General features: G+C 61.9%; 13 protein-coding genes. 8 read left to right on the plus strand and 5 right to left on the minus strand.

The window, feature by feature from the left end; genetic code table 11:
- Positions 1 to 182 precede the first annotated feature (182 nt).
- Positions 183 to 1,223, plus strand: coding sequence for a low specificity L-threonine aldolase (locus tag AAEQ75_RS06265; RefSeq protein ID WP_003463906.1), 1,041 nt, complete (start codon positions 183 to 185; stop codon positions 1,221 to 1,223).
- A gap of 75 nt (positions 1,224 to 1,298) precedes the next feature.
- On the opposite strand, the gene gbcB is transcribed toward AAEQ75_RS06265, so the two are convergent.
- Positions 1,299 to 2,405: a glycine-betaine demethylase subunit GbcB gene (gbcB, locus tag AAEQ75_RS06270; protein WP_179574703.1), complete on the minus strand. Its 1,107-nt coding sequence runs from the start codon at positions 2,403 to 2,405 to the stop codon at positions 1,299 to 1,301.
- A 314-nt stretch (positions 2,406 to 2,719) separates the two neighbouring features.
- Here gbcB and gbcA point away from each other — a divergent pair, with 314 nt between their 5' ends.
- On the plus strand, positions 2,720 to 4,006 hold the full coding sequence (gene gbcA / locus AAEQ75_RS06275; protein WP_343351179.1) for a glycine-betaine demethylase subunit GbcA: 1,287 nt from the start codon (positions 2,720 to 2,722) through the stop codon (positions 4,004 to 4,006).
- Between the two features lie 142 nt (positions 4,007 to 4,148).
- On the opposite strand, the gene rlmE is transcribed toward gbcA, so the two are convergent.
- Positions 4,149 to 4,778, minus strand: coding sequence for a 23S rRNA (uridine(2552)-2'-O)-methyltransferase RlmE (gene rlmE / locus AAEQ75_RS06280; protein ID WP_003463912.1), 630 nt, complete (start codon positions 4,776 to 4,778; stop codon positions 4,149 to 4,151).
- Between the two features lie 202 nt (positions 4,779 to 4,980).
- Between rlmE and AAEQ75_RS06285 the strand changes: the two genes are divergently transcribed.
- Positions 4,981 to 5,706, plus strand: a complete 726-nt coding sequence (locus tag AAEQ75_RS06285) for a TrmH family RNA methyltransferase (protein WP_343351180.1) — start codon at positions 4,981 to 4,983, stop codon at positions 5,704 to 5,706.
- A gap of 106 nt (positions 5,707 to 5,812) precedes the next feature.
- On the opposite strand, the gene typA is transcribed toward AAEQ75_RS06285, so the two are convergent.
- The gene (typA, locus tag AAEQ75_RS06290) at positions 5,813 to 7,636 is read right to left on the minus strand and encodes a translational GTPase TypA (protein WP_343351181.1); all 1,824 of its coding nucleotides are present in this window, start codon (positions 7,634 to 7,636) and stop codon (positions 5,813 to 5,815) included.
- A 284-nt stretch (positions 7,637 to 7,920) separates the two neighbouring features.
- Positions 7,921 to 9,375, minus strand: coding sequence for a tRNA uracil 4-sulfurtransferase ThiI (gene thiI / locus AAEQ75_RS06295; RefSeq protein WP_343351182.1), 1,455 nt, complete (start codon positions 9,373 to 9,375; stop codon positions 7,921 to 7,923).
- Positions 9,376 to 9,704: 329 nt separating this feature from the next.
- Between thiI and glnA the strand changes: the two genes are divergently transcribed.
- The 5 genes from glnA to ntrC all read left to right on the plus strand — a co-directional run bounded on the left by glnA (position 9,705) and on the right by ntrC (position 15,236).
- Entirely contained in the window at positions 9,705 to 11,111 is a 1,407-nt protein-coding gene (gene glnA, locus AAEQ75_RS06300) for a glutamate--ammonia ligase (protein WP_013717510.1), read from the plus strand.
- A 236-nt stretch (positions 11,112 to 11,347) separates the two neighbouring features.
- Positions 11,348 to 11,908 carry a DUF4124 domain-containing protein gene (locus tag AAEQ75_RS06305; RefSeq protein WP_343351183.1) on the plus strand — a complete coding sequence of 187 codons (561 nt, stop codon included), beginning with the start codon at positions 11,348 to 11,350 and terminating at the stop codon, positions 11,906 to 11,908.
- A gap of 5 nt (positions 11,909 to 11,913) precedes the next feature.
- The gene (locus AAEQ75_RS06310; protein ID WP_343351184.1) at positions 11,914 to 12,528 is read left to right on the plus strand and encodes a DUF4124 domain-containing protein; all 615 of its coding nucleotides are present in this window, start codon (positions 11,914 to 11,916) and stop codon (positions 12,526 to 12,528) included.
- Positions 12,529 to 12,717: 189 nt separating this feature from the next.
- Positions 12,718 to 13,806, plus strand: coding sequence for a nitrogen regulation protein NR(II) (glnL, locus tag AAEQ75_RS06315; RefSeq protein ID WP_099525926.1), 1,089 nt, complete (start codon positions 12,718 to 12,720; stop codon positions 13,804 to 13,806).
- A complete protein-coding gene (gene ntrC / locus AAEQ75_RS06320) occupies positions 13,803 to 15,236 on the plus strand; it encodes a nitrogen regulation protein NR(I) (RefSeq protein WP_343351185.1) in 1,434 nt (477 codons plus the stop codon). The genes glnL and ntrC overlap by 4 nt, the downstream gene beginning before the upstream one ends.
- A gap of 93 nt (positions 15,237 to 15,329) precedes the next feature.
- On the opposite strand, the gene AAEQ75_RS06325 is transcribed toward ntrC, so the two are convergent.
- The gene (locus tag AAEQ75_RS06325) at positions 15,330 to 15,728 is read right to left on the minus strand and encodes an NINE protein (RefSeq protein WP_099525928.1); all 399 of its coding nucleotides are present in this window, start codon (positions 15,726 to 15,728) and stop codon (positions 15,330 to 15,332) included.
- Positions 15,729 to 15,804 lie beyond the last annotated feature (76 nt).

Below are 15,804 nucleotides of genomic sequence, written 5' to 3' on the forward strand. Positions count from 1 at the left end.
TGAACGCCAGAGCAAGCTTCAAGTTCCATCTGCTAGCCGAACGTTTGGCCACGAACCGACTCGGCAGTACGCTTCAGCGCAACAACTCGTCGCGGCGACGGACGCCTGACAGATAGCCGCAGGGTTAAAGTAGAGGCTTTCCCGGCAGACCCGCCGGCAGGTTTTTCAGAAGGAACGCGCCAATGCCCGACAATGCCCAGCAATTCGCCAGCGACAACTACTCCGGCATCTGTCCCGAAGCCTGGGCCGCCATGGCCGAGGCCAACCAGGGCCACCAGCGCGCCTACGGCGATGACGAATGGACGGCGCGCGCTGCCGATCACTTCCGCCGCCTGTTCGAGACCGACTGCGAGGTGTTCTTCGCCTTCAACGGCACCGCGGCCAACTCCCTGGCCCTGGCCTCGCTGTGCCAGAGCTACCACAGCGTGATCTGCTCGGAGACCGCCCACGTCGAAACCGACGAATGCGGCGCACCGGAGTTCTTCTCCAACGGCTCCAAGCTGCTGCTGGCCAAGACCGATAACGGCAAGCTGACCCCGCAAGCGATCCGCGAGATCGCCCGCAAGCGTCAGGATATCCACTACCCGAAACCGCGCGTGGTCACCCTCACCCAGGCCACCGAAGTAGGCACCGTCTATCGCCCGGAAGAAGTCCGCGCCATCAGCCAGGTCTGCGAGGAGCTGGGCCTGCACCTGCACATGGACGGCGCACGCTTCTCCAACGCCTGCGCCTTCCTCGGCTGCACCCCGGCAGAGCTGACCTGGAAGGCCGGCGTCGATGTGCTGTGCTTCGGCGGCACCAAGAACGGCATGGCCGTCGGTGAGGCCATCGTCTTCTTCAACAAGGATCTGGCCGAGGACTTCGACTACCGCTGCAAGCAGGCCGGCCAACTGGCCTCGAAGATGCGCTACCTGTCCGCGCCCTGGGTCGGCATCCTGCAGAACGATGTCTGGCTGAAATACGCCAACCACGCCAACCGCTGCGCGCAGTTGCTGGCCAACCTGGTGGCGGATGTACCCGGCGTCAGCCTGATGTTCCGGGTGGAAGCCAACGGCGTGTTCCTGCAACTGTCGGAGCCGGCCATCGCTGCCCTCACCGCACGCGGCTGGCGTTTCTACACCTTCATCGGCGCTGGCGGCGCGCGCTTCATGTGCAGCTGGGATACCGACGAAGCCCGTGTGCGTCAGTTGGCTGCAGATATCCGTGAAGTGATGAGCGCCTGAAACGCCTTAAGGCCACGAACGGTGTTTATGGCTAAGTAGCCCGGATTTCATCCGGGCTACGGATATTCATGACGATCAATAGTCGATTGCCACATCCCCTTTCGGCACGCTGCAGCACGACAGGATGTAGCCCTCGGCCACATCCTCGTCGGTGATGCCGCCGTTGTGCTCCATTTCCACTTCCCCGGCAGTCTTCATCACCTTGCAGGTACCGCAGATACCCATGCCACAGGCCTTGGGGATATGCAGGCCAAGCTTGGCCGCAGCGGCGTGCACGGTTTCGCCAGGCACCACACGGATGCTCTTGCCGGTACTGATGAACTCCACCTGATTGAGCTCGGCCACCGGCACCTCGGGCGCCTCGGCGGCTTCGGCGGCCAGTTCCTTGACCTCGGCGCGGATCTCCGGTGGCGTCGGGCCGAAGGCCTCCTCGTGGTAGCGGCTCATGTCATAGCCCGCCGCCTCGAGCAGACGCTTGACCGCGCTCATGTAGGGCGTCGGACCACAGCAGAATATTTCGCGTTCGAGGAAGTCCGGTGCCATCAGCTCCAGCATTGGCTTGTTCAGGTAACCGCGATAGCCAGCCCAGGACTCACCCAGGCCATGCTTCTCGCAAATCACGTGCAGGCTGAAGTTGTTGATGCGCGCGGCCATGTGCTCCAGCTCGCGCTGGTAGATGATGTCCTTGGGCGAGCGCGCGCTGTGCACGAAGATCATGTCGACGTTGGCGTTGGTGTCGTAGAACCAGCGCGCCATCGACATCACCGGGGTGATGCCGACACCGCCGGAGAGATAGAGCACCTTGTCGGAAGGGAAATCGATGGCATTGAACAAGCCGACCGGGCCGTGCACCGGTACCTCGTCGCCTTCCTTGAGGTTGTCGTGCAGCCAGTTGGAGACCTTGCCGCCCGGCACCCGCTTGATGGTGATGGAGAAGCTGTAAGGCACCGAAGGCGAGCTGGAAATGGTGTAGGAGCGCATGATCGGCTGGCCATCGATCTCCAGCTCCAGGGTGACGAACTGCCCGGGCTTGAAGAAGAACAGCACGGGCTGGTCGGCCATGAAGCAGAAGGTGCGCACATCCCAGGTTTCCTGGATCACCTTGACGCAACGCACCAGGTGGCGGCCGTTGGTCCAGGTCTGCGTGGTAACCGGGTTGAGGAAGGCGTTGGTGGTGGTCATGAACAGCTCTCCACACGGCCGGATGTCGGCCTATATGTCACCGATTGTGCGAAAGGCCGAGCGCCGTCATTTATCTACCAGCGACATCCACATGCTTATCGCGACCTGCCTGATAGCACGGGGGCTAGCGCGTCGGAAACGCATCCGGCCATGTCGCCCATGGATAAGGTTTCGCCTTGGCTCGGCTCCACACTCCGCCTCACCAAGCATGCACGCCCATCGCAGGCGGCAGTGATAAACGACCACCTTGCGGCACATACCGTATCAGCCACTTTTTCCGGCAGGCATAACGCGCCAGCCACTGAGGAGCCAACATGGACTGCACCCAAAATCTGAGCCTGGGCGACCCGCTGGAGCCCGTCCGCAAGGCCACCGCGCAGATGCTGCACGAACGCGACCACAGCTTCTCGCTGCCGCAGCCGTTCTACAACGACGAGCGCCTGTTCCAGGTCGACATGCAGGAGATCTTCCACAAGGAATGGTTGATCGCCGGCATGACCAGCGAAATCCCGACCAAGGGCAACTTCCTCACCCTGCAGATCGGCGACAACCCGATCATCGTCATCCGCGGCGCCGAAGGTCAGATCCATGCCTTCCACAACGTCTGCCGCCATCGTGGTTCGCGCCTGTGCGTCTCCGACAAAGGCAAGGTCGCCAAGTTGGTCTGCCCCTACCACCAATGGACTTATGAGCTCGATGGTCGCCTGTTGTTCGCCGGCACCGAGATGGGCGAAGGCTTCAAGCTCTCCGACTACAACCTCAAACCGGTCAACTGCAAGACCGCTGGCGGCTTCATCTTCATCAGCCTGGCGGACAACCCGCCGGCCATCGACGAGTTCCTGAGCACCCTGGCTCATTACATGGAGCCGTACGACATGGAGAACACCAAGGTCGCGGTGCAGAGCGTCATGCACGAGAGGGCCAACTGGAAGCTGGTGATCGAGAACAACCGCGAGTGCTACCACTGCAACGGTTCGCACCCGGAACTGCTCAACACCCTGCTGGAATGGGATGACGTCACCGACCCACGCGCCAGCCAGGCATTCAAGGATCAGGTGGCCGAATGCACCGGCCGCTGGGACAAGGACAACATTCCCTACGCCCACGCCAGCTTCGGTCTGCGCAACCGCATCGTGCGCATGCCGCTGCTCAAGGGCACCGTTTCCATGACCATGGACGGCAAGCCGGGCTGCAACAAGCTGATGGGACGCATCACCGACCCGGACCTGGGCTCCATGCGCATCCTGCACCTGCCGCATTCGTGGAACCACTGCATGGGCGATCACCTGATCAACTTCACCGTATGGCCGATCAGCGCCCAGGAGACGATCGTCATCACCAAATGGCTGGTGCACAAGGACGCCGTCGAAGGCGTCGACTATGACGTGGCTCGTCTGCGCCAGGTATGGGATGCCACCAACGACCAGGATCGCCGTCTCGGTGAAGAAAACCAGCGCGGCATCAACTCCACCGCCTACCAGCCGGGCCCGTACTCCAAGACCTACGAGTTCGGCGTGATCAACTTCCTCGACTGGTACAGCGAGCGCATGCTCAACAACCTCGGCGACACCCCGGCGCAACTGCGCCAGGTTGAGGGCTGACAACGCCCCGACGGGCCATGCCAGTGGCCGGCCTCATTAGGCCGGCCACTTCCCCCGTAAGCCTCCCCGCAGCAAGCGCATCACTGAACGCCGAGCGCTGGCTGGCTCAGCACAAACGCCGCGCGTGCGCGCAAACTGATCCTTACTGAGCGTCGCCCTTGAAGCCCTTGGCGACGAAGTACACCTCACGCGAACGCGGACGCGAGGCTGCCGGCTTGCGCACCATGACCTTCTCGAAGGAACGCCGTACGTCGCGCAGGTACTCATCCGAACCCTCGCCCTGAAACACCTTGGCGACGAAGTTGCCGCCAGGTTTGAGCACCTGTCGGGCCATGTCCAGCACCAGTTCCACCAGATACATCGACGCTGCCTGATCGGCCACGCCGACGCCGCTGATATTGGGGGCGATGTCAGAGACGATCAAATCCGGGCGACGACCATCGAGCAGATCGAGAATCTGCTGGAACACCTTGTCGTCGGTGAAGTCACCCTGAATGAAGTCGACGTTATCGAGCGAATCCATCGGCAGGATGTCGCTGGCGATTACCCGGCCGGTGGCCCCCACCATACGTCCGGCGATCTGCGACCAGCCACCGGGGGCCGAGCCCAGGTCCATCATCAGCATACCGGGACGAATCAGCTTGTCCTTTTCGTTGATCTCGATCAGCTTGTAGGCGGCACGCGAGCGGTAGCCGTCCTTCTGCGCCTGCTTCACGTAGGGATCGTTCACATGTTCGTTCAGCCAGCGGCTGCTGCTTTTTGAGCGTTTCATCGTTCAACCAGATCAATTCCAGGAAGGCAGCCCGCCGGCATGGTGACCCGGGCTGCACAATTGTCGCGAGTATAAGCCATCGCAGCCCTCCGGCTCACGCCGGCCGGCCCTGCAGCCTGACAGCCCGCCGGGTGGCAGGTACAATCGCAGCGGCCTCGCTACCGCGAGGAGCCCCGCTTTCACGCCCCTTTCCAGGCCTTCCATGAAACTCGACGACGTCAAGAAACTGCAGCAGAAAAAGTACCGGGAGCAATTCGGCCACTTCCTCGTCGAGGGCGAACACCTGGTACTGGAACTGCAGAAAGCGGCGCAGCACGCGCCCCTGCTGGCAAGCAGCGAACTCTACGTCACGGCCGCCTACGAGCACTGGCAGAGCCCGTTCAGGACGCACCTGATCAGTGACCGGCAGATGGCGCAGATCGCCGACACCAAGACCCCCCAGGGGATCATCGCGGTAGTGCCGATGGCGGCGATTGGCTCCGGCCCGTCGGCGCCGGCCGGCAAGGCCATCTACCTGCACGAGATCCAGGACCCCGGCAACCTCGGCACCATCCTGCGCAGCCTCGCCTGGTTCGGCGGCTTCCGCTGCCTGCTCAGCCCCGGCAGCGTCGACCCCTTCAATCCCAAGGTGGTGCGCGCCAGCATGGGGGCAATCTTTCACACCTCCATCGAGCAGGATGTCAGCCTCGACAACCTGAGCACGCGCTTTGCACGCATCGCCTGCCTCGACATGCAGGGCCAAAGCCTGCGCGCACCGGCCTTCGCGCAGGCCGAGTGCTACCTGTTCGGCAACGAAGCGCGCGGCGTCCCAAGCCAGGCGCTGAGCGAGCTCAACGCCACGCCGTTCACCATCGCCGGCAGCGGCGCGATCGAGTCACTGAACCTGGCCAGCACGGTAAACATCTGTGTGTATGAGCTGAGCCGCTAGCCCGCGACTCATGCCCGCGCGTCCCGGCGCTCGGCGAAAGCCCACAAAAAAGCCCCGCCAGATCGCTCTGGCGGGGCTTTTCAGTTACAGCGCTAAGCTAGCCGCATCAAGCCTTGTTGGCTTTCTTGGCAGCGCGGGTGCGCTCGCCTTCGTCGAGGATCTTCTTGCGCAGACGGATCGACTTCGGCGTCACTTCGCACAGCTCGTCATCCTGGATGAACTCCAGAGCCTGCTCCAGGGTGAAGCGAACCGGCGGTACCAGGGCGATGGTTTCATCCTTGCCCGAAGCACGCATGTTGTCGAGCTTCTTGCCCTTGGTGGGGTTGACGCCCAGGTCGTTGTCGCGGCTGTTCAGGCCGATGATCTGACCGTTGTAGATTTCCTGGCCGTGCTCGATGAACAGCTTGCCGCGCGCCTGCAGGGTTTCCAGGGAGTAGGTCAGCGCCTTGCCGGTATCGATCGACACCAGTACGCCGTTCTGACGGCCAGACATGGTGCCCGGCTTAACGGTGTCGTAACGGTCGAAGATCGAGGTCAGGATGCCGGCACCGTTGGTCAGGGTCAGGAACTGGTTACGGAAACCGATCAGACCGCGAGCCGGGATGTTGTATTCCAGGCGCACACGGCCTTTGCCGTCCGGCGCCATGTTGGTCAGGTCGCCCTTACGCAGGCCCATCTCTTCCATGACCTTGCCCTGGGATTCTTCCGGGATGTCGATGGTGACGTTCTCGTACGGCTCCTGCTTGACGCCGTTGACTTCACGGATGATCACTTCCGGACGGCCGACGCCCATTTCGAAGCCTTCGCGGCGCATGGTTTCGATCAGTACCGAGAGGTGCAGCTCGCCACGACCGGAGACCTTGAACTTGTCGGCGCTGTCGCCCTCTTCAACGCGCAGGGCCACGTTGTACAGCAGCTCCTTGTCCAGACGCTCCTTGATGTTGCGGCTGGTGACAAACTTGCCTTCCTTGCCGCAGAACGGCGAATCGTTGACCTGGAAGGTCATCGACACGGTCGGCTCGTCGACGGTCAGCGGCTTCATCGCCTCGACATGGTTGATGTCGCACAGGGTGTCGGAGATGAACAGCTGGTCCATGCCGCTGACGCAGACGATGTCACCGGCGGTGGCTTCTTCGACGTCTACGCGGTGCAGGCCGTGGTGGCCCATCAGCTTGAGGATACGGCCGTTACGCTTCTTGCCGTCGACGTCGATGGCCACTACCGGCGTGTTCGGCTTGACGCGACCACGGGCGATACGGCCGACACCGATGATGCCGAGGAAGCTGTTGTAGTCCAGCGCGGAGATCTGCATCTGGAACGGGCCGTCGAGGTCGACGTTCGGCGCCGGCACGTGGTCGACGATGGCCTGGTACAGCGGGGTCAGGTCTTCGGCCATGGCGGTGTGGTCGAGACCGGCGATGCCGTTCAGGGCGCTGGCGTAGACGACCTGGAAGTCGAGTTGCTCATCGGTGGCGCCGAGGTTATCGAACAGGTCGAAGATCTGATCCATGACCCAGTCAGGACGCGCGCCCGGACGGTCGATCTTGTTGATCACGACGATCGGCTTGAGGCCGGCTTCGAAGGCCTTCTTGGTCACGAAGCGGGTTTGCGGCATCGGGCCGTCCTGGGCATCAACGACCAGCAGTACGGAGTCGACCATGGACATCACCCGCTCTACTTCACCGCCGAAGTCGGCGTGGCCGGGGGTGTCGACGATGTTGATGCGGTAGTCGTTCCACTTGATGGCGGTGTTCTTGGCCAGAATGGTGATGCCGCGCTCTTTTTCCTGGTCGTTGCTGTCCATCACGCGCTCGTCGTTGAGCTCGTTACGCTCCAGGGTGCCGGATTGACGCAGCAGGGCGTCGACGAGGGTGGTTTTGCCATGGTCGACGTGGGCGATGATGGCGATGTTGCGCAGTTTTTCGATCACTGTATGTATCTCGATCAGAGGATTCGGTGTGTCGCCCAGCCTGGACGACGAATATGTAGAAACTGGGATCAGCGAGCTGATCGGGGCACCTCTAAAAACGTAGGCGAGGCAGTCAGTGCAAGGCAGAAACAAGCGAAAAACGGTCGGAGTCGCGCTCGACTTTACGAGCTATGTGAGCATTTTAAGCTTGTTTTTAACGCAGCAATGACAACGCAGGTAGTTTTTAGAGGTGCCCCGGGTCGGGAGGGCGATGGCGGATACTGCCGCCATTAAGCCCCGGCGTCTTATGTCGGACGATAAACGCGCACATTGGCATGCCCCTCGCTCAGCAGGTGATGGGCATGCAGGCGGCTCATGACGCCCTTGTCGCAATACAGCAGGTACTGGCGGTTCTCATCCAGTTCCTTGAATTTGTTGTTCAAAGCATAGAACGGCAGCGCCTGCACCTCGATACCCGGCACGTCGAGCGGCTCGTCTTCAGCGGCGTCGGGGTGGCGAATGTCGATGACGATCTGCCCGGCCAGTGCTTCGCGCACTTCCTCGACCTGCACGTCCTTGCCCAGTTCGTCGATCACGCGGTCGATGGGCAGTTGAGTCGCGCGTTCGAGGGCGCGTTCGAGGATGGCCATGTCGAACTGCGCCTCCTCGTGCTCGATGCGGTAACCGCGCGCCTTGGTGGTCGGGTTGACCGAGATCACGCCGCAGTACTCGGGCATGTTCTTGGCGAACTCGGCGGTACCGATTTGCGTGGCGGTGTCGATGATGTCCTGCTTGTGGCTGGCAATCAGCGGGCGCATGACCAGCATGTCGGTCGCCGAATCGATCACCGCCAGGTTGGTCAGAGTCTGGCTCGACACCTGGCTGATCGCCTCGCCGGTGACCAGCGCTTCGATCTGCAGTTTTTCGGCAACACGGGTGGCGGCGCGCAGCATCATGCGCTTGAGGATCACACCCATCTGGCTGTTGTCGACCTTACCGAGAATCTCGCCGACCACTTCCTCGAACGGCACGCTGACGAACAGCACACGCTGCGAGCGGCCGAACTTCTGCCATATATAGTGCGCCACTTCCATCACGCCCAGTTCATGGGCACGGCCACCGAGATTGAAGAAGCAGAAGTGGCTGACCAGGCCGCGGCGCATCATCTGATAGGCCGCGACGGTGGAGTCGAAGCCGCCGCTCATCAGCACCAGGGTCTGTTCCAACGAGCCCAGCGGGTAACCGCCGAGGCCTTCGTGGCGGTTATGCACCACGAAGAGGCGCTGGTCGCGAATTTCCATGCGCACTTCGACGTCCGGTTTCTTCAGGTCGATACCGGCTGCACCGCACTCCTGACGCAGACGTGAACCAACATGGCGTTCGACATCGATTGAGCTGAACGCGTGCTTGCCGCCACGCTTGCAACGCACGGCGAAGATCTTGCCCGGCAACTGGTCGGCGTAGTGGCGCTTGCAGTGTTCGGTGATCTCGTCCAGATCGCCCAGCGGGTACTCATTCACCTCGAGGAACAGACCAATGCCCGGCGTGTTGCGCAGGCGTTCGGTCATCTCGGCCAGCAGCTTGGGATCGTCCAGGTCGGTCTCGACCTCGAGGTTATCCCAGACACCCGTGACCCGCAGAGCAGGGTCAAGATCACGCAGCACGGAGCGAATGTTCTTCCCCAACTGGCGAATGAACTGCTTGCGCACCGGGCGGCTCTTGATGGTGATTTCCGGGAAAACTTTGACGATCAGCTTCATGAATAGGCCGCCCGCTTGGGGGACGAAAAAACAGGGGCGCGGATTATAGCGGAAATTGTTCAAGCTTTGACCAAAAATACTGCAACCCCAAGTTGGCGCACCAAAATAGGCCTTTTCCATAAACAGCAGCCCTTAAATGGTGCAAATATCTCCGCGGAATCGGCGCGCAGCCGGCGTAGCGCCTGAGTTTCGCGGCCTCTGCCCAATAAAGGGCACTGGCATGCAATTTGCTCCCTTGTGAGGCAGGTCGCCCTGAAGGACTATCCCGCCGGGCTTCACCGCACATATCGGGGCTCCACGAAGCGAGCCTTTTCCATCTGGAGGACAACATGTCTAAGGCTGTTCAACTGATCAAAGAACACGACGTGAAGTGGGTAGACCTGCGCTTCACCGACACCAAGGGCAAGCAGCACCACGTGACCATGCCGGCCCGTGACGCCCTGGACGAAGATTTCTTCGAGCACGGCAAGATGTTCGATGGCTCGTCTATCCATGGCTGGAAAGGCATCGAAGCCTCCGACATGATCCTGATGCCGGTCGACGAAACTTCGGTACTGGACCCGTTCACCGAAGAGCCGACCCTGATCATCGTTTGCGACATCATCGAGCCAAGCACCATGCAGGGCTACGATCGTGACCCGCGCTCGATCGCCAAGCGTGCCGAAGAGTTCCTGAAAACCACCGGCATCGGTGACACCGTATTCGTCGGCCCGGAGCCCGAGTTCTTCATCTTCGACGAAGTGAAGTTCAAGTCCGACATCTCCGGCTCGATGTTCAAGATCTACTCCGAGCAAGGCTCCTGGATGACCGACCAGGACGTGGAAGGCGGCAACAAAGGCCACCGTCCGGCCGTCAAAGGTGGTTACTTCCCGGTTCCGCCGTGCGACCACGACCACGAAATCCGTACTGCCATGTGTAATGCCATGGAAGAAATGGGTCTGGTCGTCGAAGTACACCACCACGAAGTGGCCACTGCCGGTCAGAACGAAATCGGCGTGAAGTTCAACACCCTGGTCGCCAAGGCTGACGAAGTTCAGACCCTGAAGTACTGCGTGCACAACGTGGCCGACGCCTACGGCAAGACCGCTACCTTCATGCCCAAGCCCCTGTACGGCGACAACGGTTCGGGCATGCACGTGCACATGTCGATCTCCAAGGACGGCAAGAACACCTTCGCAGGCGAAGGCTATGCCGGTCTGTCCGAGACCGCCCTGTACTTCATCGGCGGCATCATCAAGCACGGTAAGGCCCTGAACGGCTTCACCAACCCGTCGACCAACTCCTACAAGCGCCTGGTTCCGGGCTTCGAAGCGCCGGTCATGCTGGCCTACTCGGCTCGCAACCGCAGCGCTTCGATCCGTATTCCGTACGTTTCCAGCCCGAAAGCCCGCCGTATCGAAGCGCGCTTCCCGGACCCGGCTGCCAACCCGTACCTGTGCTTCGCTGCACTGCTGATGGCCGGTCTGGACGGTATCCAGAACAAGATCCACCCGGGCGATGCCGCCGACAAGAACCTGTACGACCTGCCGCCGGAAGAAGGCAAGCTGATCCCGCAGGTCTGCGGCAGCCTGAAAGAAGCCCTGGAAGAGCTGGACAAGGGCCGCGCGTTCCTGACCAAGGGCGGCGTGTTCTCCGACGACTTCATCGATGCCTACATCGAGCTGAAGTCCGAAGAAGAAATCAAGGTACGTACCTTCGTACACCCGCTGGAATACGACCTGTACTACAGCGTCTAAGCCAGTCTGCGCCGCCTCGTGCGGCGCTTTCGAAAGCCCCGCCCGGCTCTGCCTGGCGGGGCTTTTTCATTTTCCGCCGCAGGGTACGCCGTGCGTACCGAGAGCCCGAGCCCTACGCAATCGTCTCAATGACCGGTGCCGATTTGTAGCCAAACATCACAGCCATAGCGCCCTGCGCTTGCCAGGAACCGATAGCAGTGCAAGGCTTAGCGCATCACCCGCGGAAGGATCGGCCCATGCGCCCGTTACTCGCCTGCCTGCTGCTCGCCCTGGCCCTGCCGGCCAGTGCGCAGATCTACAAATACGCCGACGCCAACGGCAACACGGTCTTCACCAATCAGCCACCCGATGGCACGGCCGCCGAAAGCGTCAACCTGCCCCCGACCAACACGGTGGAGATGCAGACGCCGAGCATTCCTGCGACCGACAACACGCCAGCGCAGAGCGAAGCGCCCTACTCGGTGCTGAGCCTCACCGGCATCCCTGACGACGAAGCGATGCGCGCCAACAACGGCACCTTCATCGTCGGCGTGAACATTCAGCCGCGCCTGCAGCCCGGCCACCAGCTACGCCTGATTCTCGATGGCGAGCCATACGGCCAGGCCAGCAACGTACCGAGCCTGCAACTGACCAACCTTGACCGTGGCGCACACAGCCTGGCGGTAGCAGTGGTGGCCGGCGAACGCATCGTCCAGCAGAGCGCTACCGAAACCTTTACCGTGCAGCGCATCAGCGTCAACAGCCCTGCTCGCCCACCGGCCACGCCACCGCGCCCGACCCCAAGACCGACGAACTGACCACGATGCGTGCACTGCTGCTCTGCCTGCTGTTCATCACCCAAACGGCTTTGGCTCAGGTCTATACCTACATCGACGCCGAAGGTAACCGTGTATTCACCGACAAACCACGCAACAGCAATGCCGAGCGGGTGATGCTGGCGCCGTCCAACAGCGCGGCTCTGAATCACCCCACACCCACGGTGCGCGTTGCCCCGCCTGCCGTCACCAAACCGACCGTGCATTACCAGGTACTGCGCATCCTCGTGCCGGAGCCGGATGCCTCGATTCACAACGGCTCAGGCGACATGATCGTCACCCTCAACAGCGAGCCGGGCCTACTGCCCGGCCACAGCTACCGCCTGCTGCTGGACGGCGAACCCCAGGGCGAGATCAGCCGCAGCCCGGTGTTCTCCCTGCAGCACGTCGACCGCGGCACGCACCAACTGGTGGCAGAAATCATCGACTCCGCCGGGCTCATCGTCGAGCGCACGCCGGCACAGCCCTTCCACATGCACCGCATGAGCCTGGCGCAGAAGCGCAAGGTCAACCCGTGCAAGAAAGATGAATACGGCGTTCGCCCCGAGTGCCCGCTGAAAGACAAGCCCAAGGAAAAGGCCAGCATCCTTCCTTTCCTCTGAAAGCAGATTGCACCTTAATGATGCAATCTGGCGCACCACCTCCTAAGCTCTCCCTGTTTTGGGTCGCTTTTCCCCGCCCGGCCTCGCCCCAGCACCACCAAAACCTGGCAGACCGCACAAATAATGCGTCTTTTCGGGGCCTTGGTTTGCTTCTTGCATTTTCCTGCCTATCGCCGGAACGCACTGCCTATGACCATCAACGACGCGCTGCACCGCCTGCTACTCGACAATCTGACCACCGCCACCCTGCTGCTCAACAGCCAGCTGTGCCTTGAGTACATGAACCCGGCGGCGGAAATGCTCCTGGCCGTCAGCGGCCAACGCAGCCACGGTCAGTTCATCAGCGACCTGTTCACCGAATCGCCCGAGGCGCTGTCATCCTTGCGCCAGGCGGTGGAACAGGCGCACCCATTCAACAAGCGCGAAGCCGTATTGACCTCGGTCACCGGCCAGACGCTGACCGTGGACTACGCGGTAACACCGCTGTTCAGCATGGGCGAGACCCTGCTGCTGCTGGAAGTGCACCCGCGCGACCGCCTGCTGCGCATCACCAAGGAAGAGGCGCAGCTGTCCAAGCAGGAAACCACCAAACTGCTGGTGCGCGGCCTGGCCCACGAAATCAAGAATCCGCTCGGCGGCATTCGCGGTGCGGCGCAACTGCTGTCGCGCGAACTGCCCAACGAAGAGCTCAAGGACTACACCAACGTCATCATCGAAGAGGCCGACCGCTTGCGTAACCTGGTCGACCGCATGCTCGGCTCGAACAAGTTGCCGTCGCTGTCGATGACCAACGTGCACGAGGTGCTGGAGCGCGTCGCCAACCTGATTGAGGCGGAAAGCCAAGGCAGCATCACCTTGGTACGCGACTACGACCCAAGCATTCCAGATCTGCTGATCGACCGTGAGCAGATGATCCAGGCCGTGCTCAATATCGTGCGCAACGCCATGCAGGCCATCGCCGGGCAGAAGCATGACATGGGCCTCGGGCGCATCAGCCTGCGTACCCGCACCCTGCGCCAGTTCACCATTGGCCATACGCGCCATCGCCTGGTGGTCAAGGTCGAGATCATCGACAACGGTCCCGGCATTCCGCCGGAACTGCAGGAAACCATCTTCTATCCCATGGTCAGCGGTCGTGCCGACGGCACCGGCCTGGGCCTGGCCATCACCCAGAACATCATCAGCCAGCACCAGGGGCTGATCGAGTGCGAGAGCTATCCCGGCCACACCGTATTCTCGATCTTCCTACCGCTGGAACAAGGAGCGCCCACGCCATGAGCCGCAGTGAAACCGTCTGGATTGTCGACGACGATCGTTCCATCCGCTGGGTACTGGAAAAGGCCCTGCAACAGGAAGGCATGACCACCCAGAGTTTCGACAGTGCCGACGGTGTACTCGCCCGCCTGACCCGCCAACAGCCGGACGTGATCATCTCCGACATCCGCATGCCCGGAGCCAGCGGCCTCGACCTGCTGGCACGCATCCGCGAGCTGTATCCACGCTTGCCGGTGATCATCATGACCGCGCATTCGGACCTGGACAGCGCAGTAGCCAGTTACCAGGGCGGCGCCTTCGAGTACCTGCCCAAGCCGTTCGACGTCGACGAGGCCGTTTCACTGGTCAAGCGCGCCTTCCAGCATGCTCAGGAACAGCAGAGCCTGGCCGTACCGGCGGCACAGGCGCGCACTCCGGAAATCATCGGTGAAGCACCAGCGATGCAGGAGGTGTTCCGCGCTATTGGCCGCTTGAGCCACTCCAATATCACCGTGCTGATCAACGGCGAATCCGGTACGGGTAAAGAGCTGGTGGCGCACGCCCTGCACCGCCATAGCCCACGCGCAGCAGCGCCGTTCATTGCCCTGAACATGGCGGCAATTCCCAAGGACCTGATGGAGTCCGAGCTGTTCGGCCACGAGAAAGGCGCCTTCACCGGCGCGGCCAACCAGCGTCGCGGCCGTTTCGAACAGGCCGATGGCGGCACCCTGTTCCTCGACGAAATCGGCGACATGCCGGCTGACACTCAGACTCGTCTGCTGCGCGTATTGGCCGATGGCGAGTTCTACCGCGTTGGTGGTCACACCCCGGTGAAGGTGGACGTGCGCATCATCGCCGCCACCCACCAGAACCTGGAAACCCTGGTGACAGCCGGCAAGTTCCGTGAAGACCTGTTCCACCGCCTCAACGTCATCCGCATTCACATCCCCCGCCTGGCCGATCGCCGCGAGGACATCCCGACCCTGGCCCACCACTTCCTCGCCCGCGCCGCGCAGGAACTGGCGGTGGAGCCGAAATTGCTCAAGAGCGAAACCGAGGACTACCTCAAGCACCTGCCCTGGCCGGGCAACGTGCGCCAGTTGGAGAACACCTGCCGCTGGATCACCGTCATGGCCTCGGGGCGCGAGGTGCATGTCGACGACCTGCCACCGGAACTGCTGACCCAGCCGCAGGACGCCGCGCCGGTGACCAACTGGGAGCAGGCGCTGCGCCTGTGGGCCGATCAGGCCCTGGCGCGTGGTCAGTCCAACCTGCTCGATGTCGCCGTGCCGGCCTTCGAGCGGATCATGATCGAGACCGCGCTCAAACACACCGCTGGCCGCCGCCGCGATGCGGCCCTGCTGCTGGGCTGGGGGCGTAACACCCTGACGCGCAAGATCAAGGAACTGGGCATGAAGGTCGACGGCGGGGACGATGACGACGGCGACGACTGATCCCGCCAGCGCTACGAAAAAAGGGCATTCCGTGGGATGCCCTTTTCATTTTCCCCGGAGTGCATCCGGGCAACGGCGCTTGATTCCCCTGACTCAACCGCGCTGTGCGTTCTTGATCGAGATCTGCGTATTGAGCGTCCAGAAGTCGTAGAGCACGCCGATCAGGAACAGGCCGCCGGTAAACAAGTAGATGATCCCGGTGATCCACTTGCCCTGATACATGCGGTGCACGCCGAACACGCCGAGGAAGGTCAACAGAATCCACGCCACGTTGTAATCGGTTTCACCTGCGGTAAAGCGCAGATCGGCCTCGCGATCCATCGCCGGGATCAGGAACAGGTCGATGATCCATCCGATGAAGAGCAATCCCAGGGTGAAGAACCAGATGGTACCGGTCACCGGCTTGCCGTAGTAGAAGCGGTGCGAGCCGAGGAAACCGAAGATCCACAACAGGTAGCCGATCAGCTTGCTGTGCGTATCGGGTCGTTGCATGGCGAACTCCTTGATAGACATATAGCTTCAGACGCTGCCTGCAGACATAAGGTTTCACGCGCTCAGAGGCGACACG

The organism is Pseudomonas sediminis (genome assembly GCF_039555755.1).
Taxonomy (GTDB): domain Bacteria; phylum Pseudomonadota; class Gammaproteobacteria; order Pseudomonadales; family Pseudomonadaceae; genus Aquipseudomonas; species Aquipseudomonas mendocina_D.